The sequence below is a fragment of the Gilliamella sp. B2887 genome (assembly GCF_026537015.1).
In the GTDB taxonomy this organism is placed as follows: Bacteria; Pseudomonadota; Gammaproteobacteria; order Enterobacterales; family Orbaceae; genus Gilliamella.
Genome location: NZ_JAFNMX010000001.1, coordinates 309,818 through 330,732, shown reverse-complemented (window position 1 = coordinate 330,732; position 20,915 = coordinate 309,818). Strand labels below are relative to the sequence as shown.

The following is a 20,915-nucleotide window of genomic DNA, read 5'->3' as shown; positions in this document are numbered from 1 at the left end:
TGTGATGTATGTCAACTTTTTAAGTTGACTGACATGTTAATATGCGCCAAAATTTATAATGTATAGGGAGCATAAAATGTACAAAGCAATAAAAAATCTTCGCTGGTATATGATAGCGTTAGTAACCATTGGCACCATTCTTGGGTATTTAACTCGAAATTCAATTGCTGTTGCTGCCCCAGTGCTTAATGAAGTCATGGGTATGACAACTCAACAATATTCATATGTTGTTGCTGCTTATTCAGCCTGTTATACGGTAATGCAACCTGTAGCTGGCTATGTACTTGACTTATTGGGTACACGCGTAGGTTATGCGGTATTCGCTCTATTATGGTCAATCTTTTGTATTAGTACTGCATTTTCAGGCAGTTGGGTTGGTCTTGCATTCACTCGTGGAGCAGTGGGTGCTGCTGAAGCGGCTATGATTCCTGCTGGTTTAAAAGCAACAAGTGAATGGTTTCCAGCGAAAGAAAGATCAATTGCCGTTGGTTGGTTTAATTTAGGATCATCGGTTGGGGCAATGATAGCACCGCCATTAGTCGCCGGAGCAATATGGTTACATAGCTGGCAGTTAGCATTTATTATTTGTGGTTTATTAAGTTTTGTTTGGGGGGTATTTTGGTTTGCTCTTTATCGTCATCCAACTAACCAAAAACGATTATCAGAAGAAGAAAGAAAATACATTCTATCTGGGCAAGAAGTAAGTCACCAAACTTCAAATACTGAAAAATTACCTGCATATAAAATTGTGAGTACTCGTCGCTTTTGGGGTATTGCCATTCCTAGATTTTTAGCTGAACCGGCATGGGGAACCTTTAACGCTTGGATCCCATTATTTATGTTTACAACTTATGGTTTTGACTTAAAACAGATTGCAATTTTTGCTTGGATGCCAATGCTGTTTGCTGATTTTGGTTGTGTACTTGGCGGCTATATGGCGCCATTTTTCCAAAAATATTTTAATGTCAGTTTGATTAACTCACGCAAATTAGTTGTGACTGTTGGTGGCATATTAATGATTGCTCCTGGGTTAATTGGGCTGTTTGCAAATCCCTATGTTGCTATCTTTTTATTTTGTATTGGAGGATTTGCTCACCAAGCATTATCTGGTGCATTAATTACATTATCTTCCGATGTATTTGGTCGAAATGAAGTTGCAACTGCAAATGGCTTTACAGGTATGGCGGCATGGCTTGCAAGTACTATCTTTGCTTTAATTGTGGGAGCGGTTGCGGAATCAGTTGGTTTTAGTCCATTATTTGTAATATTAAGTTGTCTTGATCTTTTAGCTGCATTAGCGGTATGGACAATATTAAAAGCACCATCTACAACTGAACAACAATAAATTAATCAAGTTGTACATGCCATTGGCGTGTGCAATCCAATAGATAAATACGGTTTATGGAGAATAACATGCGTTTTTTAACTGAAGATTTTTTACTTGATACAGAATTTTCTCGTCAACTTTATCACAATTATGCGGCACAACAGCCAATTTTTGATTATCACTGTCATTTACCGCCAGAACAAATCGCGCAAGATTATCAATTTAAAAATTTATACGATATATGGTTAAAAGGCGATCATTATAAATGGCGTGCCATGCGCACTAATGGTGTACCAGAAAAATTTTGTACGGGCAACGACGTTAATGATTTTGATAAATTTAAAGCATGGGCTGAAACAGTACCTCATACGATAGGTAATCCACTTTATCATTGGACCCATTTAGAATTACGTAGACCCTTTGGCATCGATAACATTACGCTTTCACCTGCAACGGCTGAAACCATTTGGAATACCTGTAATGCAATGCTTGAAACTAAAGATTTTACTGCGCGTAGTATTATGAAAAAAATGAATGTGAAAATGGTAGGCACAACCGATGATCCAATTGATGATTTAATTCACCATAAAACCATTGCTCAAGATACTTCATTTGATATTAAAGTTTTACCAAGTTGGCGTCCTGATAAAGCTTTTAATATTGATTCTGAATTTTTTGTTTCTTATATAGAAAAATTATCGACAGTAGCAGATATCAGCATCTCAAGCTTTCACCAACTTTGTCAGGCTTTAGCAAAACGTATGGATCATTTTGCTGCACATGGTTGTAAAGTTTCTGATCACGCTTTAGATACAGTAGTTTATGAAGAAGCAACAGAAAAAGAATTAGATGCAATTTTAACTAAACGGTTAACGGGTGCAAATTTAACTTCGAAAGAGATCGCTCAATTCAAGACTGCGGTTATCATCTACTTAGGCAGTGAATACAACAAACGTGGATGGGTTCAGCAATACCATATTGGCGCTTTACGTAATAACAATTCAAAAATGTTTAAACTGATGGGACCTGATGTTGGTTTTGATTCTATTAATGATTCGCCAATTGCTCAACCATTGTCTCGACTCTTAGATGCACAAGCTAAACAAAATGCTCTCCCTAAAACCATTCTTTATTGTTTAAATCCATCTGATAATGAAATCTTGGGTACGATGATAGGTAATTTCCAAGGGGAATCAATACAAGGCAAAATGCAATTTGGTTCAGGTTGGTGGTTTAACGATCAAAAAGATGGCATGATTCGGCAAATGACCCAACTTGCTCAACTTGGTTTATTAAGTCGTTTTGTTGGAATGCTAACCGATAGCCGCAGTTTCCTTTCTTATACCCGTCATGAATATTTTAGACGCATTTTATGCCGTATGATTGGTCGTTGGGTTGAAGATGGTGAAGCACCAGGTGATATCGAATTATTAGGACAGATGGTCAAAAATATCAGTTTTGATAATGCAAAAAACTATTTTGGTATTGAATTAAATTAATAGATTAGAGTGATAGTAATGAAAACATTAAACAGAGTTGATTTTCCTGGTGCTAAATATACTACGCGTGTTGTACAATTCGGCGAAGGCAATTTTTTGCGTGCTTTTTTAGATTGGCAATTGGATATCTTGAATGAAAAAACCGATCTTGATGCTGGTGTCGCTATTATTCGTCCACTTAATACAGACTTTCCACCATCATTAAATACGCAAGATGGTTTATATACCACGTTAATCCGTGGATTAAATGAAAGCAATGAAACGGTAAAAGAATTTAGGATGATTCGTTCGGTTAACACTGAGATAAATGTCTATACACAATATGACCAATATCTTGAACTTGCAAAAGATCCTAATATCCAATTTATTTTTTCTAATACCACTGAAGCGGGCATCAGTTATGTTGAAAGTGACAAACTCACTGACCAGCCAGCTACTAGCTATCCAGCTAAATTAACCGCTTTCTTATATGAAAGATTTAGCCATTTTTCTGGTAGCAAAGAAAGTGGTCTAATCATTATTCCATGTGAGTTAATTGATTATAATGGTGACGCACTGAAAAACTTAGTTTTAAACTATGCCAAACAATGGAACTTGTCAGACAAATTTATTAACTGGTTAGAAAATGATAATGTATTTTGTTCAACATTGGTTGATAGGATTGTACCTGGTTACCCTAAAGCTCAAATGGCTGAATTAGAATCGGAATTAGGTTATAAAGATAACTTTATTGATTCAGCAGAATACTTCTATCTTTTTGTTATCCAAGGTCCACAATGGTTAGCACAGAAATTGCGCTTAGATAAATGCAACATGAATATCAAAATTGTCGATGATATTAAGCCATATAAAGAGCGTAAAGTCGCGATTTTAAATGGTGCACACACCGCGTTGGTTCCTGTTGCTTATCTGGCAGGAATTGATACGGTAGGTGAATCAATGAATGATTCACAAATCTTCGAGTACATTAAAGAGACCATTTTTGATGAGATTATTCCTGTTTTAGATTTACCACACCAAGAATTAGTTGATTTTGCACAGTCAGTTATCAATCGTTTTAAAAACCCATTTATTGAGCACCAATTATTGTCAATCGCTCTAAATAGTATGACCAAATTTAAAACGCGTATACTTCCGCAGTTGCTCGCTTATCAAAAAGCAAAAAGCGCATTACCTAATCATTTAGTCTTCTCTTTCGCTGCCTTAATTGCTTTTTATCGTGGTGTGAGAAGTAATCAAAATTATCCATTACAGGATGAAGCAATTTGGTTAGAGCGTTTCAGTACAGGCTGGGCGAAGGTTAATAGTGGCAATGAAACACTTGCACAATTAGTTCAAACAGTACTCAGTGATCGTGCTCATTGGGATTGTGATTTACTCAGCATTCCGCAATTATCACAAACATTAACACAATATTTAACTGTCATTACTCAAGAAGGAATGCGCAGTGCTATTAAAAAATGTGTTACTGGTAGCAAATAACATGAGTGGTGCAATGGTAAAATATATAAAAATTAATAATAAAGATAATGTTGCTGTGGCATTATCTGATATTGAAGCACATGAAAGTAATATTATAATCGATGAAAACGCCATCGATTTACCACAAGCGATCAAACAAGGACATAAATTTGCGCTTAAAGATATAGAGCCTAATGAAAATATCATTAAATATGGTTTACCAATAGGACATGCCACTTGTTTAATTAAAACTGGTGAACATATTCATTCACATAATTTAAAAACCAATTTAAGTGATATTAATGATTATAAATATCTGCCTAATTTATCCAAAAATCAGGCACTGCATGAAATAGCGGATAAACCAGTAAACATTTACCGTCGAAAAAATGGCGAAGTGGGGATCCGCAATGAACTTTGGATCATACCAACGGTAACATGTATTAATGGTATTGCTCAGCAAATTGTTAAACAGTTTTGTGATGAGCTCAATAATCAATTAGAAATTGATGCAATTACCGTACTTGAACATCCTTATGGTTGTTCGCAACTTGGGCAAGATCATAAAAACACTAAATTAATATTACAAGATCTTGTTAAACACCCTAATGCGGGGGCTGTATTAGTTATTGGACTTGGATGTGAAAATAATCAAATCTCTGAATTTAAAGCCGATCTTGGTGATTATGATGAGTCGCGTGTTAGATTTCTTATTGCTCAACAAGAAGCCGATGAAGTCGCTTGTGCCTTGGTGCAGCTAAGAGAATTGTATGCCATTATGAAGCAAGATAAACGCGAAGCAGGGCGTTTGAGTGAGTTAAAATTTGGTTTAGAATGTGGTGGATCAGATGGTTTTTCAGGCATAACCGCCAATCCGATGTTGGGACTGTTTTCCGATTATGTCATTGCTCATGGTGGAACCAGTGTTTTAACTGAAGTACCGGAAATGTTTGGTGCTGAAAATATTTTAATGTCGCACTGTGTTGATGAGCCAACTTTCGATAAAACCGTGCATATGATCAACGATTTCAAACAGTATTTCATCTCAAACAATCAACCTATTTATGAAAATCCTTCTCCGGGTAATAAAGCAGGAGGGATAACAACTTTAGAAGAAAAATCTCTTGGTTGTACGCAAAAAGCTGGTGGAAGTGAAGTGATTGATGTTTTGAACTATGGTGAAAGACTAACAAAGCTTGGTCTTAATTTACTCAGTGCACCTGGTAATGATGCGGTCGCCACCGGGGCTTTATCAGCAGCAGGATGTCATATGGTGTTGTTCACTACTGGTCGTGGTACTCCCTATGGTGGAATCGTACCAACGGTGAAAATTGCTACTAATTCGCAATTAGCTGACAAAAAAGTCAATTGGATTGATTTTAATGCTGGCAAACTGATTGAAGGTGTCTCTATGCAAGAATTATTAATTGAATTTATTGACTATATCGTACTGGTTGCTAATGGTCAGCAGACTCGCAATGAAATAAATAATTTCAGAAATCTAGCGATATTAAAAAGTGGTGTAACGCTATAACACTTTACAATCAAGGCTAAACCAGCTGGCCTTCTTATCAAAAAAATGCGAACGGTAGACGATTAAAGTCTACCGTTCACACTAAAATACAAAAGGAAGCAACAATGACAATGGTATCTGTTAAAGATTTTGGCGCTATAGGTAATGGCAAATCGCTCAACACAGCTGCATTTGCCAAAGCAATAGACCATATTGAACAACAAGGCGGTGGAATCCTTATCGTTCCCGTTGGGACATATTTGACTGGCGCAATAAAGCTTTGCAGTAATTTAACTTTAGTGATTGAACAAAATGCGACTTTATTATTTTCCGATAATGAGCAAGATTATCCAATCGTTCATTCACGTTGGGAAGGGGTAAAGCAAGATGTGTATATGCCCTGTATTTATGGTCAATATCTTGAAAATGTTATTATCACAGGGGGAGGTAAAATTGACGGCAATGGTGCTAAATGGTGGCATACTTTCCGTCATAATCGTGATAGCCTAAGGTATCCAAGACCTTACTTAATTGGTTTTGATTTTTGCCAACGTATAACGATTGAAAAAGTCTTTTTAACTCAGTCTCCAAGTTGGACGGTACATCCAATGGAGTCAAATAATGTGGTGGTTGATAATATATCGATTTTAAATCCTGCTGATTCACCTAATACTGATGGTATCAATCCTGAATCTTGCCGTAATGTTAGAATTTCAAATTGTTATATTGATGTGGGTGATGATTGCATCGCAATCAAAGCTGGTACTGAGGAAACAGCGGACAAAAGTCCTTGTGAAAATATTTTAATAACTAATTGTAATATGATTCATGGTCATGGTGCGGTAGTATTGGGTAGTGAAATGAGTGGTAGTATTCGTAATGTGACGATTACTAACTGTGTATTTCAAAAAACAGATCGTGGTGTGAGATTTAAAACACGTCGTGGTCGCGGTGGCACCATTTCAGATATTACTTTTAGTAATATTGTTATGGATGAAGTGCTATCAGCTTTTGTGATGAACTATTATTATTACTGTGGACCAAAAGGGAACGATCCAATTGTTTGGAATAAAGATCCGATGCCAATAAATGAAGCAACACCAGCCTGCCATAATATTAGTTTTTCAAATATTATTGCTAAAAATGTGCGTGCTTATGCTGGATTTTTATATGGTATTCCTGAATCGCCCATTACCAATATTTCTTTTGATAATGTACGAGTATCAATGCAAATGAATGCCGAAGCCGGCGAAGTTGATATGTTTAAGGATGTTAAATCAGAGGCAGGTAAAGGATTTTTTATCGAAAATGCACAAAGTATTTTGTTTAATAACGTTATTGTCGATAATGTTGTGAGTGAGCCACTTTGTGTTAAAAACAGTCTTGATGTTCATGTTAATCAAACATTTGTGAAGCAGGATGGCAAATTAATTAAACTGGAAGTTTAAAAGCATTATCACTGATCTTTTAAATTCTATTAAAAAAATCAGTGATTGTTAGTAAATAACCGCTTGAATAGCGGTTATTTTTATCATTAAAAAGCATAACTTAAGCATTCTCCTTTTAAAAATAGGTTGGCATAAACTTGTCGATAATTTTTTACCATTTAACAGAGGTACTCTGACATTCAAAAAACGTTTTAATGATTTATCTACTGTTATTCCTTTTACTTAATTAATCCACATTAAAATCTATCCAATATGCATTGCAAATTTACACCACATTATCATTTGAGTGGAAGTTATCTTCGCTGGGGGTAAATCCTGCTGCACATAAAAAATGTAATGAATCTTTATTGACATGAGAAAGGTGAGACCAACGGATAACAGCGCTGTTAATTTCATAGCTAATGACACCAACCTACAGAATTTGTGCGTTATTTTACGGTCTACATGACCAGCTCTAAACTTAGCAACGACTGATCGTTAGGTAGCTTAGAATTTTTGTTTACTTTTCTTTAGTAAAATAACTTTGATGTTGATCACATTTATCTAATAAACCTTTTAAAGCTAAATTTTTAGCTCTGCATACTCAATTGCAGTGGTTCACTCTATATAGGATAAATTATGACAACTGCATTTTATAATAAACCAACATATTGGTTCGCTTCCTGTTACAGTTTTATGTATTACGCAGCAGGAAGTTTTGTTTTTTCCTTTTATGCTATATGGCTAAGTAAAGAGATAGGCTTAAGCGCAAAACAGACCGGCATTATTTATTCGTTTAACTACTTTATTTCATTAATCATTATGATTATGTATGGCGTTTACCAAGATAAACTAGTGCTAAAAAAACACCTTGTCTGGTTTCAAAGTATTATTATTACCTGCGCCGCTCCAGCATTAATTTACGTCTATGAGCCACTATTACGCCATAATTTCTACGTAGGAGTGATTTTTGGTAGTTTCTTTTTAGGCTTTGGTTGGATTGCTGGCATGGGGCTAATTGATTCCTATTGCGAAAAAATCAGCCGAGCGTTTGGTTTTGAGTTTGGTCAATGTCGAACATGGGGATGTATTGCTTATGCTGTTGGTACTTTTATTGCAGGTATTTTAATTAGTCTTAACCCTCACCTTAATTTTTGGGCGGCATCGGCAGTTGGTGTTTGTTTCATGATTCTTAATTTCAACTTCAAACCTGATTTGAGTAAATCATCAGAAGCGGTGTTTCAGAAAAAGGATAAACTCAGTTTTAGTGAGATCCTTTCCGTTTTTACCCTGAAAAAATTCTGGATATTTGTTATTTATGTACTCGGAACCTATAGTCTTTATAATATTTATGATCAGCAGTTATTTCCGGTTTATTTCACACAACAGTTTGACGATATCAATGATGGTTATCGCTTATATGGTATTTTAAATTCTTTCCAAGTTTTTTTAGAAGCCGCCATTATGTTTTGTGTACCATTTGTAGTGAATCGTGTTGGTGCAAAAAATGCATTGATTTTTGCAGCATTTATTTCGGCTTCTCGTATCTTTCTAACGGGTCACGTTAGCAGTATTGCAATTATCTCAGTGATTAAGCTTATGCACTGCTTAGAGATTTCAACCATTTTGGTTTCAGTATTTAAATATATTGATAATAACTTTAATGCTCGCTTATCTGCGACTGTTTTTTTAATTGGTTATCAGGTTGCAGGATCAGTGGGGGTCATTTTATTTTCAACGTTAGTTGGTGATTTTTATGATACCGCAGGGGCGGCAACTACATTTAATAATCTTGGTTTAGTTGTGCTAGGCTTTATGATTTTCGCCATCATCTTCCTAAGTCGTGACAGGAAAAGTATCAATATCGAAACTGAGCAGGAAGTTAATTAAGTTAACACTGTTTTTAATTTTCATTAATCGAATTTAATCACGTTAGTAAGGATTCACAATGAACATATATAATTCTGTAACACAATTTCACTTTGAACAAACTCGCACCATTTCACCGGAAAACATGACTGGTGAAAAAGGACAATCGTGCATGAAAAGCAGCGCATTAGGTCCTAGTCGTAAGGGACAAGGTTGCATTTCAATTGCTTCAGGCGAAACGGTAACCATTGCCCAAATCACAGGTCCGGCCGAGATTCGCCATATGTGGTTTACCTTAACTGATAGAACGCATCGCGGTAGTTTTGTGCTTCGTGATGTAGTGATTCGCATCTATTGGGACGATGAAAAAATTCCTTCCGTTGAAAGCCCTATTGGGGATTTTTTCTGTAATGGTTTTGGGGCAAGATGCGATATTAATTCTGTGCCAATTGTTGTTAATCCAACAGGTGGGTTTAATAGCTATTTTAGAATGCCATTTAATAAAAAAGCGCGCATTGAAATTCAAAATGAGCACGAAGCGGATTTACAACATTTCTTCTTCACTATTAATTATGCCATTATGCCAAAACCGTTTGAGGCACCGCTTTATTTCCATGCACAATGGCGTAGACAACGCGTCACCAACTATGCGCAAGACTATGTAATATTAGACAATGTTGAAGGTCATGGTTATTATGTTGGTACTTACTTAGCACTGACTGCCCTTGAGCGCTATTGGTGGGGAGAAGGTGAGTTTAAGTTTTATCTAGATGATGATAGCAATTACCCAACTCAGCATTCAACCGGTTCAGAAGACTATTTTGGTGGTGCATGGGCATTTCATAACCGAGATACTCAAGGTCGGCCAAAGGCTAAATGTTTCCAAACGTTATTTATGGGGTATCCATATCAAACCAATCGTGATGCAACGCGTGATTTTTTTCAAACAGGAGATTCTAACCCCGTACACGGTTTTGGTGATGATAGCCTACCTATGCATGGCTTATATCGTTGGCATTTACCCGATCCAATCGCATTCCATAAAAATATCAAACTTGCATTCCAACAAATTGGTAATGATGATATAAGATTATATGAACGTTGTGATGATATTGCCAGTGTTGCTTATTGGTATCAAAGTCCATCGGAAAACCATAATCCGGTATTTCCGAATAAACAACAACGTACACCACGATAATTGAGAGATGAGTAAATGGCGAGTAATAAAATAAAAATTAATGATATTGCTCGTTTGGCTGGCGTGTCGGCAACGACCGTCAGTCATATTTTTAATAAACGAGACAAAAAATATCGTATTTCACCGCACACACGACAACGGGTATTAGCCATTGCTCAGCAATATAGTGATCAATCTCATATTCGTCAATGTTTGATAAAAGCTAACAGTACCAATACGGTGGGTGTGATTGTTCCTGATATGTCGAATTCTTTTTTTTCAATGTTTTTGCATCATTTAGAAGCATCATTTCGGCAAAAAAACATTCAATTATTAATTACGTGCAGTCATTATAATAAAGATGTCGAAGTGAATGTCGCCCAAAATTTAGTTGAACGCAAAGTGGATGCGATGATTGTGGTGACATCTTTAGACAGTGATGAATTTTATGTGAGTATTAACCAACACACTCCGGTTCTGTTTTTTGACCGCTATCTTAAAGACACCTCATTACCTTTTATTACAAGTGAATCATTGCATTCAGTTGCTGAATTAATTCGACCTTATGCCGAACAATTAGATGAGTTTTATTTTATTGGCTGTGATACACAATTGACATCGATTGATGCAAGGCTTGAAGGATTTAAGCAAGGTCTGAATAAAGCTGGTTTAACCGTTAATCCACATTGGCTAGTCAGTGATGATTATTGTCCCAATAAAGGATACGAATTACTAAAAAATTTACATCACAAATTAGGGCGATTACCAAAAGCGATTTTTACACCATCAGGAAATTTGTTACAAGAAGTGCTTAGTTATTTGGTGGAAATCAAGCTCGATCCAAAAAAAATTTGCTTATGTTCTTATGACTACAATATTTATTTAGATTACTCTTATTACCCGATTGATGCAATTGCGCAGGATTTTCAAAGTATGGCGCATGTTTGTGTTGATGTTATCGATAATTTACTTAACTTTAATGAGTTAAAAAACCCTGCAATTTTTATCAAACCACAAATAATACGCCATCATTAAGTTGAGCATAGCGCGATGAATCACGCAATGATTAACGATTGGCGTTTTTCATAATACGGGCTTTATCAACCTGCCATTGACGCTCTTTAATATCGGAGCGTTTATCGTACTCTTTTTTACCTTTCGCCACACCAATTTTTACTTTCGCCCAAGCATTTTTCCAATATAAAGAAAGGGCGACAACAGTATAACCTTGGCGATTGATTTGACCAAATAATGAGTTGAGCTCACGTTCATTTAATAACAATTTTCGATTGCGCATAGGCTCACATATTACATGTGTTGATGCAACATTTAATGGTGTAATTGTTGCGCCAAATAACCATGCTTCACCATCTTTAAGTAAAACATAGCTATCACTTATGTTGGCTTTACCTGCACGTAATGATTTTACTTCCCAGCCTTGCAGGGATAGTCCTGCCTCGATTTCTTGTTCAATAAAGTACTCATGGCGTGCGCGTTTATTTAGTGCTATAGTTGCCGAACCCGGCTTGTGTGATTTTTTCTTAGTCATAATGTGCGATATTATAAAGTTACGTGGTACTATATGCCATTAATTTTAACTTTTCATTTTATTATTATGGCACATGTTTTTCACGAGGTTATCGAGCCTTATTCAATTGAGCAAATGTTTACTTTGGTCAATGATATTACTCACTATCCAGAATTTGTACCTGATTGTATCGCAACTGGCATTATTAGAAAACAAGATAATTTAATGGCCGCATTTATTGAAGTTGAAAAATTAGGGTTTAAGAAATCTTTTACAACATTAAACAAAATTAATCAGCCTCATTCTATCGAAATGAGTTTGTTAGACGGCCCATTTAAATACTTATCGGGAAAATGGCAATTTACTGCATTAGGTGAACACAAAAGTAAAATTAGTTTCGATTTGGATTTTGAATTCAAAAATAAATTACTTGATATAGCGTTCACTCCAGTTTTTAAAGAGGTGATGTCTAACATGGTTAATGCATTTTCACAAAGAGCAAGGCAGATTTATTAAGATGAACAGTATTCAAGTTGTTTATGCGCTACCAAATAATCCAACCATCATTACTTGCGATGTTGATGAGCAAACGAATGTCTTGCAAGCAATTACAAAATCCAATATCTTATCAATATGTCAGATAAAATTGGATGGGCATTTGATTGGTATTTATGGCAAACGTTGTGATCTTAATGATTTGGTGAAAAATGGTGATCGTATTGAAATTTATCGCCCATTAATTAATGATCCTAAAGAAATCAGACGAAGAAGAGCAGCAAAAAAATAGTTTATGAAGCAAAGGAAACACAATGCTTAATCTGCTAATTGAAAAAATAGAAAATTTATGCAAGAAGCGTGGGATTAAATTAACAACACAGCGTCGAACTGTGTTAGGCATTATGCTCAAAGCAAATAAGGCAATGAGTGCATATGATCTTTTAGATTTGCTTAAAGTCAGTGAACCAAAAGCAAAACCGCCAACAATTTATCGTGCATTGGAATTTTTGCTTGAACAAGGTTTTATCCATAAAGTAGAATCGTCTAATAGTTTTATTATTTGTCCAAATTTTCATGATCCAGAACATATTTCCATACTGTTTATTTGTGATAAGTGTCAACAGATTATTGAAAAACATTCTCAAGATATAGAAACACAACTTAAGCAGTTAGCGCAACAAAATGAGTTTTTAATAAAACATAGTGTGCTTGAAATCCATGGAATTTGTCAGTCATGTCAGCCTTAATTATTATTCTTTGGTTTGTTAATTTATTTTGTGATACTGTCGGACAAATTGCATTTAAATATGCCGCGATAACTTCAAAACATCAACAAGGTTTATATTATTGGCAAAAATTGTTTGGTAATTTCTGGCTTTGGTTAGGTTTTGGTACTTATTTTGTTGGTTTTATTTTTTGGCTGGCTTTTTTAAGTGAAGTTCCATTATCGCAAGGTATTTTATTAGGATCGTTTAATATCATCACGGTTATGGTTGCTGGACGCATCTTATTCAAAGAACATCTAACAGCATTTCGTCTTATCGGTATATTGTTTATCACTATCGGCGTGATATTAGTGGGACTGACTTAATGAAAAAATTTTATATCATTGGTTTTATCTTATTATTGTTTTTTGATACGTTTGGTCAAACTACTTTCAAATTAACCGCATTATCAGCTTTACCATTTGAAATAAGTTTCGATTGGTTAATTCGTATTTTTAGTCATGGATGGGTCTATTTGGTAATTTTAGGCTACACTGGTGCATTTATGACTTGGATGGTTTTATTAAAAAATGCGCCGGTAGGACCAGCTTTTGCTGCTTCTCATCTACAAGTGGTGACGGTTATGCTAGTTTCAATAATTGTGTTTAATGAACATATAACGTTAACTCGTTTGCTTGGTGGACTATGTATTATTATTGGTATTGTATTTTTAGCGTTAGCTGAGCAAAAATTACAATGCAAAAAGTAAATTTTTATACTGAAACGTTTGCATTACCTGAAACTTTTTGACAAAAGTTATTTTTTTGACTTGCTAACTTTTAAGATTGATTATTGATTGGATCTATTTATTATCAGGAATCAATAAAGTTATTAGGGATATTGATTCCTTTCATAATTGTCCGGTTAGAAAAAGTTTTGTTTAATTTCGTTGCCTTCACGTTCCATGATAACTAAGTAAGCTTCTCTACGCCAAAATAGAAACAAACGACGTATGTCTGTTTCCATAGTAACAACTTGCCAACCTTGAACTGCATATTTATTTAAAAAATCAGACAATTTTACTGGATTAGCGTTAGCTATACCTAAAGCAATGAAGATAACGTACCTTCTCGATAGAGTACTACTTTATATTCTTTCATATGGTTAAACCTTAAATCCATTTACCAATATAGTCATTTTTTTGATTGTGATATTAAAAAACAGACAGAAATTAGACCTTTTTTAGCCAATTAAACAAATATTGAACCTTATGATTTTTAGGATTAATCAATCTAAATTGTTTAATTCTGATTTTGTTAAAACGTTTCAGGTAATGCAAACGTTTCAGTATAAAAAAGAGAATTTTGGTGAATATTATGATATAGAATCATGATGATGACATCGTTTTGCAAAAGTGAATAAGTAAATTAGAGAGTTTTAATATGATAAAAAAACAAAAAGCACCCTAGCTTCAAAAACATTCAAAGCTATTTAAAGCCAACAGACAAATAAATCAAATTTGTTTATCTAGATTCTTAAGCATTTCAATGATCGGTCTATTGGCATCTGGAAATTCGTCAGCATTGAGATCTTGTTGATCAATCCAACGGCTAGGTTGGCCTTCTTTAGCAAATGGTACGCCGTCCCATTCTTCAACGAGGTAAGCATGAATAGTGATATGACGATCATCATAACTGTGTTTAAAAATATTTAAAAATTGGGCTTGATGAATTTGGATATCAACTTCTTCAGCTATTTCACGTTGTAAGGTTTGAAATGGGGTTTCACCTACTTCAATCTTGCCACCTGGAAATTCCCAAAAACCAGCAAGATGTGAGTCTTCACCGCGTTGAGTTATAAAGATCTGACAATCTTGTGAACGAATTATACCTACAGCAATTTCAGTATGTTTTTTCATAATCCTGTCTATTTGTTATCAACATCAGGGAAAGTGGCTACTTTCCCTGATAATGTAAGTACCGAGTTTAATCGGTTATTTAATATCAATATTATTTGATGATACTAAATTTTTGCCTTAGTGAACAGCACCATGACAATGTTTATATTTTTTACCTGAGCCACAAGGACATGGATCATTACGTCCAACTTTGGTTTGGTTCCTTACGATTGGTTGTGATGACGATCCAGCTGATTGGTCTTTACTTTCACTACCCATACTAGTTACCTCTTCATGGTTGGTTTGTTGCTTTGCCATTAATTTTTCCATTTCTGCTAGGCGTTGTCGTTCAGCTTCATCGACTTCTTCTTGTGAACGAATTTGTACACGACTTAAAATACCAATTACATCATATTTTAACGATTCTAACATGCTGGCAAACATGTTAAATGATTCGCGTTTATATTCTTGTTTTGGATCTTTTTGAGCATAACCACGTAAATGAATCCCTTGACGTAAATAATCCATTGCCGCAAGATGTTCTTTCCATAAAGTATCGAGTGTTTGTAACATAACACTTTTTTCGAATTGTCTAAATGCTTCAGAACCAGCAATATTTTCTTTTTCGATATAGGTATCTTGTGCTATTTGTAAAATACGTTCACGTAATGTTTCCTCGTGCAGATTTTGTTCCTCATCTAACCATTTAGCAATAGGTAAATCTAAATCAAAATCGTTTTTAAGTGCTGTTTCGAGTCCTGCAACATCCCACATTTCTTCAATGGATTGCGGTGGAATATATTGATCAATTAATGCGTTAAAGACATCACCACGGATTGAATTGATCGTTTCTTTAATATCTGAATTATCGAGTAATTCATTACGTTGTCGATAAATTGCTTTACGTTGATCGTTGGCAACATCATCATATTCAAGTAACTGTTTACGAATATCAAAGTTACGACTTTCAACTTTCTTTTGAGCGTTAGCAATGGCTTTAGTTACCCAAGGATGCTCAATGGCTTCACCTTCTTTCATACCAAGTTTACGCATCATATTGCCTACACGATCAGAAGCAAAAATACGCATTAACGGATCTTCCAGTGATAAGTAAAAACGTGATGCTCCCGGATCACCTTGACGACCTGCACGACCGCGTAACTGGTTATCTATACGACGGGATTCGTGACGTTCAGTACCCAAAATATAAAGTCCGCCAAGCGCAATGACTTCTTCGTGTCTTGCTTGCCATGCTTGTTTGGCTGTTTCGATATCTTCAGGGGTTGGTTCTTCAAGTTTCGCTATCTCGCTTTGCCAGTTACCGCCAAGCATAATATCAGTACCACGACCCGCCATATTGGTGGCAATTGTTACGGCACCTTTACGACCAGCTTGAGCGATGATTTCCGCTTCCTGAGCATGAAATTTAGCATTAAGTACGTTATGCTTAATCCCTGCTTTTTTAAAAGCAGATGAAACTAATTCAGATTTTTCAATTGAGGCTGTCCCAACTAAGACAGGTTGTCCGCGCTCTACACAAGCTTTCACATCAGTTACAATAGCATTGATTTTTTCTTTCTCAGTCATATAGACAAGATCAGGTTGATCTTTGCGTACCATCGGGCGATTGGTTGGAATAACAATGGTATCTAAACCATAAATTTGATTGAATTCAAAGGCTTCAGTATCAGCTGTTCCTGTCATCCCTGCTAGTTTTTCATATAAACGGAAATAGTTTTGGAATGTGATTGATGCTAATGTTTGGTTTTCATTTTGAATTTTAACATGTTCTTTGGCTTCAACGGCTTGATGCAAACCATCCGACCAACGTCGACCATCCATAGTCCTACCAGTATGTTCATCAACGATAATGATTTCGTTATCTCTAACAATGTAATCAACATCTTTATGGAATAGGTGATGAGCGCGTAATGCGGCATTAACATGATGCATTAATACAATATTACCGGGTGCATAAAGTGATTCGTCACCTCTCATAATACCGTTTTTAATAAGCAACTCTTCAACTTTCACTAATCCCCGTTCAGTTAAGTTTACCTGACGAGATTTTTCATCAATAGAAAAATCACCATCACCTTGGAATTGTTCGGAATCTTCTTTTTCTTGTTGCACTAAAAATGGAATAATTTTATCGACACTAATATATCGGTCTGAACTATCTTCAGCTTGTCCTGAAATGATAAGTGGTGTTCTGGCTTCATCAATTAGAATTGAGTCAACCTCATCGACTAATGCATAGTGTAATGGACGTTGTACGCGCGAATCTTTAGTAAATACCATATTGTCACGTAAGTAATCAAAGCCATATTCATTATTCGTACCATAAGTAATATCGGCATTGTAAGCTTCACGTTTAATGTGTGGTGGCATATTAGGTAAGTTGATGCCAACGGATAATCCTAAAAATTCAAATAGTGGGCGATTATTTTCAGCATCGCGTTGTGCTAGGTAGTCATTGACGGTAACAACATGCACCCCTTTACCTGTTAAGGCATTCAAATAAGCGGGTAAGGTTGCTGTTAACGTTTTACCTTCACCAGTACGCATTTCAGCAATACAACGTTCATTTAAAACCATGCCACCAATAAGTTGTACATCAAAATGACGCATACCAAAAACGCGCTTACTTGCTTCGCGTACAACGGCGAAAGCTTCTTCTAAAATGTCATCTAACTTAGTACCATCTGCAATTCTTTGTTTAAATTCTGTGGTTTTAGCTTTAAGTTCCTCATCAGTTAATGCTTCCATTTGCGGTTCAAGGGCATTAATTCTTTCAACACGTTTACGCATCATTTTTAATACGCGTTCATTGCGGCTACCAAATACTTTAGTTAATAATTTTAATAACATAACTTTTCTCTTATTCTTTTTAATAGATATAGTAAGGCTGATACCTTATACAACAATTTAAATACATTGAGCGGTAGGCTCATCAAGCAGTAGCATCGGGTCCAGCTCTTATGCCATTATTTGGTGATAATCGAATAATGGTATTTGGACTAATCTCAGTGTAATTTAATGGCGTAAATGACTTATAAAATTGTGGTTTTTGTGATAAGGCTAATGTTTGTGTTTTTGTTGTTATCGGCGCTTGATGATCTTGTACGATTAGGGTAATAGTAATGATGCCAACTTGGGATGTTGACAATTGTACCGGTAAAGCATTTTCTTGACATAATCCAAACCCAGCAGCAATCACACCTAATAATAAGTGCGATAAAGCAGTATTGATAATCAAGCGTTTGCTGATTTTTTGCCAATAATTGATCATGATCATTTTGGCAGTATATTAGCATTTTTTGTCAAAATCAAAAATAATTATTACAACAAGTTAAGCGATTATTTGAAGTACTGAAGTGATAAGCGGATAAACCTAATAAGACCTATTATCAATAAAAAGTAATTTAAATTGATCAAAACTTGCATGGTAATAAGTTGTACCTTGAAAGTTGTGATTAAAATTAGTTTAAAAAGCGATTAGCTAATATTCTAATCTTTAAACTCTGTCTGAGAACTTTCTTTATTAACAAAATCTTCCCCCCCTTCTAATTTTAATAAACAGCGATTAAAAATAGGGAGGGGATAGTCAAACTATTTCACCATTAATTGTCCCATCATGCCCAATGTTTCATGTTCAACTATATGGCAGTGGTACATACGTAATCCCGGCATATTTTGTTGAATTTTTAGAGTGATTTTTTCACGTGGGCGTAGATTAATGGTATCTTTTAATGCCACATATTCAGGTCGTGTCGTTTTACCGTCGAATTCATGTGAAACAGCGGTAAACTGCGCACCATGTATATGAAAATTATGATCCATATGAGAGTTATTAAAAATTGTCCACTCTTCAATTTCATGAATTTTACTCTCTAAATCAATACGTTGCATATCATGACGTTTGCCATTAATTAAAAATAGCATACCACCACGCGGTTCTTTCATATCCATCACTTCTGTATATTCTAGTGATTTATGGGCAGTTGCTTGTCCTACTTTTGGTAATTCACGTAAGATTGACGGTAAAGTAATTGAGGATGATTGTGTTAAGACTAATTCTCCGAGTATGATATCTTGTTCTGGGGGGACATTGCCCATTTTACCACGATCGTAACCAATTGATTGTAAATAAACGACTCCAGATTTCTTTGGTACAATAACTAATTCAGCACGTTCAGCTGGTGACAATAATAATGGTGAAGTTAGTTTAATGGATTCAGGCATCAATCCTCCATCCGTTCCGACTAAATAAACATCACAGTTCGGTATGGATAAATTTAGATAACGTCCAGAACACGCATTCCAAACACGTACTCGGGTTGCAGTATTCACCGTGATTTTAGGACGATAAGCACCGTTAATTAATACAAATTGTCCTTCACGACCATTCATCCAATCAACCATTGAGTTATCGGCAATTTCACCTTTATCGGTCAATTTTAAATCGGAAAAGAACCAGTTTTGTTCAGGTAAAGAGGCGAGAGGGTCGTTTTTACTGCGTACAATAAATATTCCGGCTAAGCCACGGGCAATTTGTTCAGCAACAGTTTCATGTCCATGAGGATGATACCAGAAGGTACCTGAATTACCTTCAGGAATCGTAAACTCATAAGTTCGACTATGACCAGCTGGGATTGCGTCTTGCGGATTGCCATCCTGATTGGATGGAATCAGTAAACCATGCCAATGTACAGTGGTTGCTTGCGGTAAACTATTTTTAACGGTTATTTTGACTTTATCACCTTCAAACGCTTCAATTGCTGGGCCAGGAATACTATTGTTATATGCCCAAAATTCTGTTGTTAATTCTGGTGTTAATTTAATTTTAACGGGTTTAGCTTCAATATCTGCTTCGAAAGTACCTTGTTTATCACTAGTATTTTTTAAGTGTACTAATTCTGGTAAATTTCGACCTTGTGGTAATGCTGAAGTAGGTAAAAGTTTTTGTGGAGAGTTGTTATGGCTCATATTCATATTCATACTCATATGTTCGTGGTGCATACTGTCCCCCTTTTGACATTCATCAGAATTTGTTGTGCACATGGCATGACTCATAGTTGAGTGGTCCATTTTGGCAAAGGCTTTGGTAACCGCTAATCCACTGATTGCAGTGGTAATATTTAATAAAAAATGTCGACGTTTCATAATATACCTTTCATCTTCATTCAAATAAAATAAAATAATGACTCTTTTGTTAGTAACGATAAAACTGATCGCAAAACGGTCACTTGACTGATAACTACTTGAACTAACTTTTAGAATAAATACAAATTAAATATGTAATTAAGCGATTCTAGGTGGTTTTAATTCAGGAATACATTCTTTGTATTGTGGCGCAAAGTTATAGGAAACATACGGTTCACGATGGGGCAATAACACCGGATCAAATCTAATATCAGGAATGAGTATCTTGCAAGATGAGTAGTGATTAAAATGTATGCAATTTGAGAAAAATTTGGATTTTTTGGCTAAAAGATGATAATTGCTAGGTTTCTTGCTTACTGCTGGCATAAATGCGTTGTGCTGTGAAGCCTGAATCACAGGCGAAGATAAATTAAAGTTAACAAACAAATAGTTAACAAAATAACCTAATAAAAAAATTATTGTTAATATGGCAATAAGATAATTTTGTTTTTTGATGATTCTTAATGACATGTAAAATCTCACTATTCATCTAACAAAGGCTATTTAGACTTATTTTACTTAAAAAAGTATCAAAGTTATACTATTTTTACAGATATTAACAATGGTTATTACTCAACCAAAAATAAATAGTACTTCAACAGTTTAAGTTAACGACCTAAATAGCCACTTATTTTTTCATTAACCTATTCATCTAAATTGATATTTTAGAGTATTTTTTATTCATCGTCAAAAGCACTCTCCCTGATCCTGATACTATCGGTAATGTCACGCCAAATGACCATCAGCTGATCTTCGTTGTAGGTGGGAATGCTAGTATCGGTTGGTATCTTATAATGCATTTTAAATGTC

The 20,915-nt window shown here is 35.3% G+C and carries 20 protein-coding genes; 13 read left to right on the top strand and 7 right to left on the bottom strand.

The features are described 5' to 3' along the window. Positions 1 to 76 precede the first annotated feature (76 nt). The 8 genes from J3U13_RS01480 (at position 77) to J3U13_RS01445 (ending at position 11,308) form a co-directional block, all read left to right on the top strand. Entirely contained in the window at positions 77 to 1,345 is a 1,269-nt protein-coding gene (locus tag J3U13_RS01480; RefSeq protein WP_267339619.1) for an MFS transporter, read from the top strand. A gap of 68 nt (positions 1,346 to 1,413) precedes the next feature. Continuing rightward, positions 1,414 to 2,826: a glucuronate isomerase gene (gene uxaC / locus J3U13_RS01475; RefSeq protein ID WP_267339618.1), complete on the top strand. Its 1,413-nt coding sequence runs from the start codon at positions 1,414 to 1,416 to the stop codon at positions 2,824 to 2,826. 18 nt (positions 2,827 to 2,844) lie between these two features. Next, entirely contained in the window at positions 2,845 to 4,308 is a 1,464-nt protein-coding gene (locus tag J3U13_RS01470) for a tagaturonate reductase (protein WP_267339617.1), read from the top strand. Positions 4,309 to 4,321: 13 nt separating this feature from the next. Continuing rightward, a complete protein-coding gene (locus tag J3U13_RS01465) occupies positions 4,322 to 5,821 on the top strand; it encodes an altronate dehydratase family protein (RefSeq protein WP_267339740.1) in 1,500 nt (499 codons plus the stop codon). Positions 5,822 to 5,931: 110 nt separating this feature from the next. Beyond that, entirely contained in the window at positions 5,932 to 7,248 is a 1,317-nt protein-coding gene (locus J3U13_RS01460) for a glycoside hydrolase family 28 protein (protein ID WP_416380580.1), read from the top strand. Between the two features lie 618 nt (positions 7,249 to 7,866). Further along, entirely contained in the window at positions 7,867 to 9,117 is a 1,251-nt protein-coding gene (locus J3U13_RS01455; protein ID WP_267339615.1) for an oligosaccharide MFS transporter, read from the top strand. Positions 9,118 to 9,175: 58 nt separating this feature from the next. Next, complete coding sequence (locus J3U13_RS01450; protein WP_267339614.1) at positions 9,176 to 10,294, top strand: glycoside hydrolase family 172 protein; 1,119 nt, start codon at positions 9,176 to 9,178, stop codon at positions 10,292 to 10,294. Between the two features lie 15 nt (positions 10,295 to 10,309). Next, positions 10,310 to 11,308, top strand: coding sequence for a substrate-binding domain-containing protein (locus tag J3U13_RS01445; RefSeq protein ID WP_267339613.1), 999 nt, complete (start codon positions 10,310 to 10,312; stop codon positions 11,306 to 11,308). Between the two features lie 31 nt (positions 11,309 to 11,339). On the opposite strand, the gene smpB is transcribed toward J3U13_RS01445, so the two are convergent. Then, complete coding sequence (gene smpB, locus J3U13_RS01440; RefSeq protein ID WP_267339611.1) at positions 11,340 to 11,822, bottom strand: SsrA-binding protein SmpB; 483 nt, start codon at positions 11,820 to 11,822, stop codon at positions 11,340 to 11,342. A gap of 33 nt (positions 11,823 to 11,855) precedes the next feature. Between smpB and J3U13_RS01435 the strand changes: the two genes are divergently transcribed. From J3U13_RS01435 to J3U13_RS01415, 5 genes are read left to right on the top strand one after another with little or no spacing between them, the layout of a single operon-like run. After that, positions 11,856 to 12,317, top strand: a complete 462-nt coding sequence (locus tag J3U13_RS01435) for a type II toxin-antitoxin system RatA family toxin (protein WP_267339609.1) — start codon at positions 11,856 to 11,858, stop codon at positions 12,315 to 12,317. A 1-nt stretch (position 12,318) separates the two neighbouring features. After that, the gene (locus tag J3U13_RS01430) at positions 12,319 to 12,588 is read left to right on the top strand and encodes an RnfH family protein (RefSeq protein WP_267339608.1); all 270 of its coding nucleotides are present in this window, start codon (positions 12,319 to 12,321) and stop codon (positions 12,586 to 12,588) included. A gap of 22 nt (positions 12,589 to 12,610) precedes the next feature. Continuing rightward, entirely contained in the window at positions 12,611 to 13,045 is a 435-nt protein-coding gene (zur, locus tag J3U13_RS01425) for a zinc uptake transcriptional repressor Zur (RefSeq protein ID WP_267339606.1), read from the top strand. Next, positions 13,033 to 13,389: an EamA family transporter gene (locus tag J3U13_RS01420; RefSeq protein ID WP_267339605.1), complete on the top strand. Its 357-nt coding sequence runs from the start codon at positions 13,033 to 13,035 to the stop codon at positions 13,387 to 13,389. Before zur ends, J3U13_RS01420 begins: the two co-directional genes overlap by 13 nt. Next, the gene (locus J3U13_RS01415; RefSeq protein WP_267339604.1) at positions 13,389 to 13,772 is read left to right on the top strand and encodes a DMT family transporter; all 384 of its coding nucleotides are present in this window, start codon (positions 13,389 to 13,391) and stop codon (positions 13,770 to 13,772) included. The genes J3U13_RS01420 and J3U13_RS01415 overlap by 1 nt, the downstream gene beginning before the upstream one ends. A gap of 155 nt (positions 13,773 to 13,927) precedes the next feature. Here the strand turns inward: J3U13_RS01415 and J3U13_RS01410 are convergent, their stop codons facing one another. The 6 genes from J3U13_RS01410 to J3U13_RS01385 form a co-directional block, all read right to left on the bottom strand. Then, entirely contained in the window at positions 13,928 to 14,080 is a 153-nt protein-coding gene (locus J3U13_RS01410; RefSeq protein ID WP_416380281.1) for a DUF4177 domain-containing protein, read from the bottom strand. A 436-nt stretch (positions 14,081 to 14,516) separates the two neighbouring features. Then, positions 14,517 to 14,921 carry an 8-oxo-dGTP diphosphatase MutT gene (gene mutT / locus J3U13_RS01405; protein WP_267339603.1) on the bottom strand — a complete coding sequence of 135 codons (405 nt, stop codon included), beginning with the start codon at positions 14,919 to 14,921 and terminating at the stop codon, positions 14,517 to 14,519. A gap of 117 nt (positions 14,922 to 15,038) precedes the next feature. After that, positions 15,039 to 17,771, bottom strand: a complete 2,733-nt coding sequence (gene secA / locus J3U13_RS01400; protein WP_267339602.1) for a preprotein translocase subunit SecA — start codon at positions 17,769 to 17,771, stop codon at positions 15,039 to 15,041. A gap of 82 nt (positions 17,772 to 17,853) precedes the next feature. Next, positions 17,854 to 18,198, bottom strand: coding sequence for a hypothetical protein (locus J3U13_RS01395; RefSeq protein ID WP_267339601.1), 345 nt, complete (start codon positions 18,196 to 18,198; stop codon positions 17,854 to 17,856). Positions 18,199 to 18,512: 314 nt separating this feature from the next. Beyond that, positions 18,513 to 20,066, bottom strand: coding sequence for a multicopper oxidase family protein (locus J3U13_RS01390; RefSeq protein ID WP_267339600.1), 1,554 nt, complete (start codon positions 20,064 to 20,066; stop codon positions 18,513 to 18,515). 138 nt (positions 20,067 to 20,204) lie between these two features. After that, positions 20,205 to 20,576 carry a hypothetical protein gene (locus J3U13_RS01385; protein WP_267339599.1) on the bottom strand — a complete coding sequence of 124 codons (372 nt, stop codon included), beginning with the start codon at positions 20,574 to 20,576 and terminating at the stop codon, positions 20,205 to 20,207. Positions 20,577 to 20,915 lie beyond the last annotated feature (339 nt).

Excerpts from the sequence above, each read along its gene's own strand:
- J3U13_RS01465 (WP_267339740.1), top strand. The coding sequence starts at position 4,322 with ATGGTAAAATATATAAAAATTAATAATAAAGATAATGTTGCTGTGGCA.
- J3U13_RS01435 (WP_267339609.1), top strand. The coding sequence starts at position 11,856 with ATGCCATTAATTTTAACTTTTCATTTTATTATTATGGCACATGTTTTT.
- J3U13_RS01420 (WP_267339605.1), top strand. The coding sequence starts at position 13,033 with ATGTCAGCCTTAATTATTATTCTTTGGTTTGTTAATTTATTTTGTGAT.
- J3U13_RS01445 (WP_267339613.1), top strand. The coding sequence starts at position 10,310 with ATGGCGAGTAATAAAATAAAAATTAATGATATTGCTCGTTTGGCTGGC.
- J3U13_RS01455 (WP_267339615.1), top strand. The coding sequence starts at position 7,867 with ATGACAACTGCATTTTATAATAAACCAACATATTGGTTCGCTTCCTGT.
- secA (WP_267339602.1), bottom strand. The coding sequence starts at position 17,771 with ATGTTATTAAAATTATTAACTAAAGTATTTGGTAGCCGCAATGAACGC.
- J3U13_RS01460 (WP_416380580.1), top strand. The coding sequence starts at position 5,932 with ATGGTATCTGTTAAAGATTTTGGCGCTATAGGTAATGGCAAATCGCTC.
- J3U13_RS01430 (WP_267339608.1), top strand. The coding sequence starts at position 12,319 with ATGAACAGTATTCAAGTTGTTTATGCGCTACCAAATAATCCAACCATC.
- J3U13_RS01395 (WP_267339601.1), bottom strand. The coding sequence starts at position 18,198 with ATGATCATGATCAATTATTGGCAAAAAATCAGCAAACGCTTGATTATC.
- J3U13_RS01480 (WP_267339619.1), top strand. The coding sequence starts at position 77 with ATGTACAAAGCAATAAAAAATCTTCGCTGGTATATGATAGCGTTAGTA.
- zur (WP_267339606.1), top strand. The coding sequence starts at position 12,611 with ATGCTTAATCTGCTAATTGAAAAAATAGAAAATTTATGCAAGAAGCGT.
- J3U13_RS01385 (WP_267339599.1), bottom strand. The coding sequence starts at position 20,576 with ATGTCATTAAGAATCATCAAAAAACAAAATTATCTTATTGCCATATTA.
- J3U13_RS01450 (WP_267339614.1), top strand. The coding sequence starts at position 9,176 with ATGAACATATATAATTCTGTAACACAATTTCACTTTGAACAAACTCGC.
- J3U13_RS01470 (WP_267339617.1), top strand. The coding sequence starts at position 2,845 with ATGAAAACATTAAACAGAGTTGATTTTCCTGGTGCTAAATATACTACG.
- smpB (WP_267339611.1), bottom strand. The coding sequence starts at position 11,822 with ATGACTAAGAAAAAATCACACAAGCCGGGTTCGGCAACTATAGCACTA.
- uxaC (WP_267339618.1), top strand. The coding sequence starts at position 1,414 with ATGCGTTTTTTAACTGAAGATTTTTTACTTGATACAGAATTTTCTCGT.
- J3U13_RS01390 (WP_267339600.1), bottom strand. The coding sequence starts at position 20,066 with ATGAAACGTCGACATTTTTTATTAAATATTACCACTGCAATCAGTGGA.
- J3U13_RS01415 (WP_267339604.1), top strand. The coding sequence starts at position 13,389 with ATGAAAAAATTTTATATCATTGGTTTTATCTTATTATTGTTTTTTGAT.
- mutT (WP_267339603.1), bottom strand. The coding sequence starts at position 14,921 with ATGAAAAAACATACTGAAATTGCTGTAGGTATAATTCGTTCACAAGAT.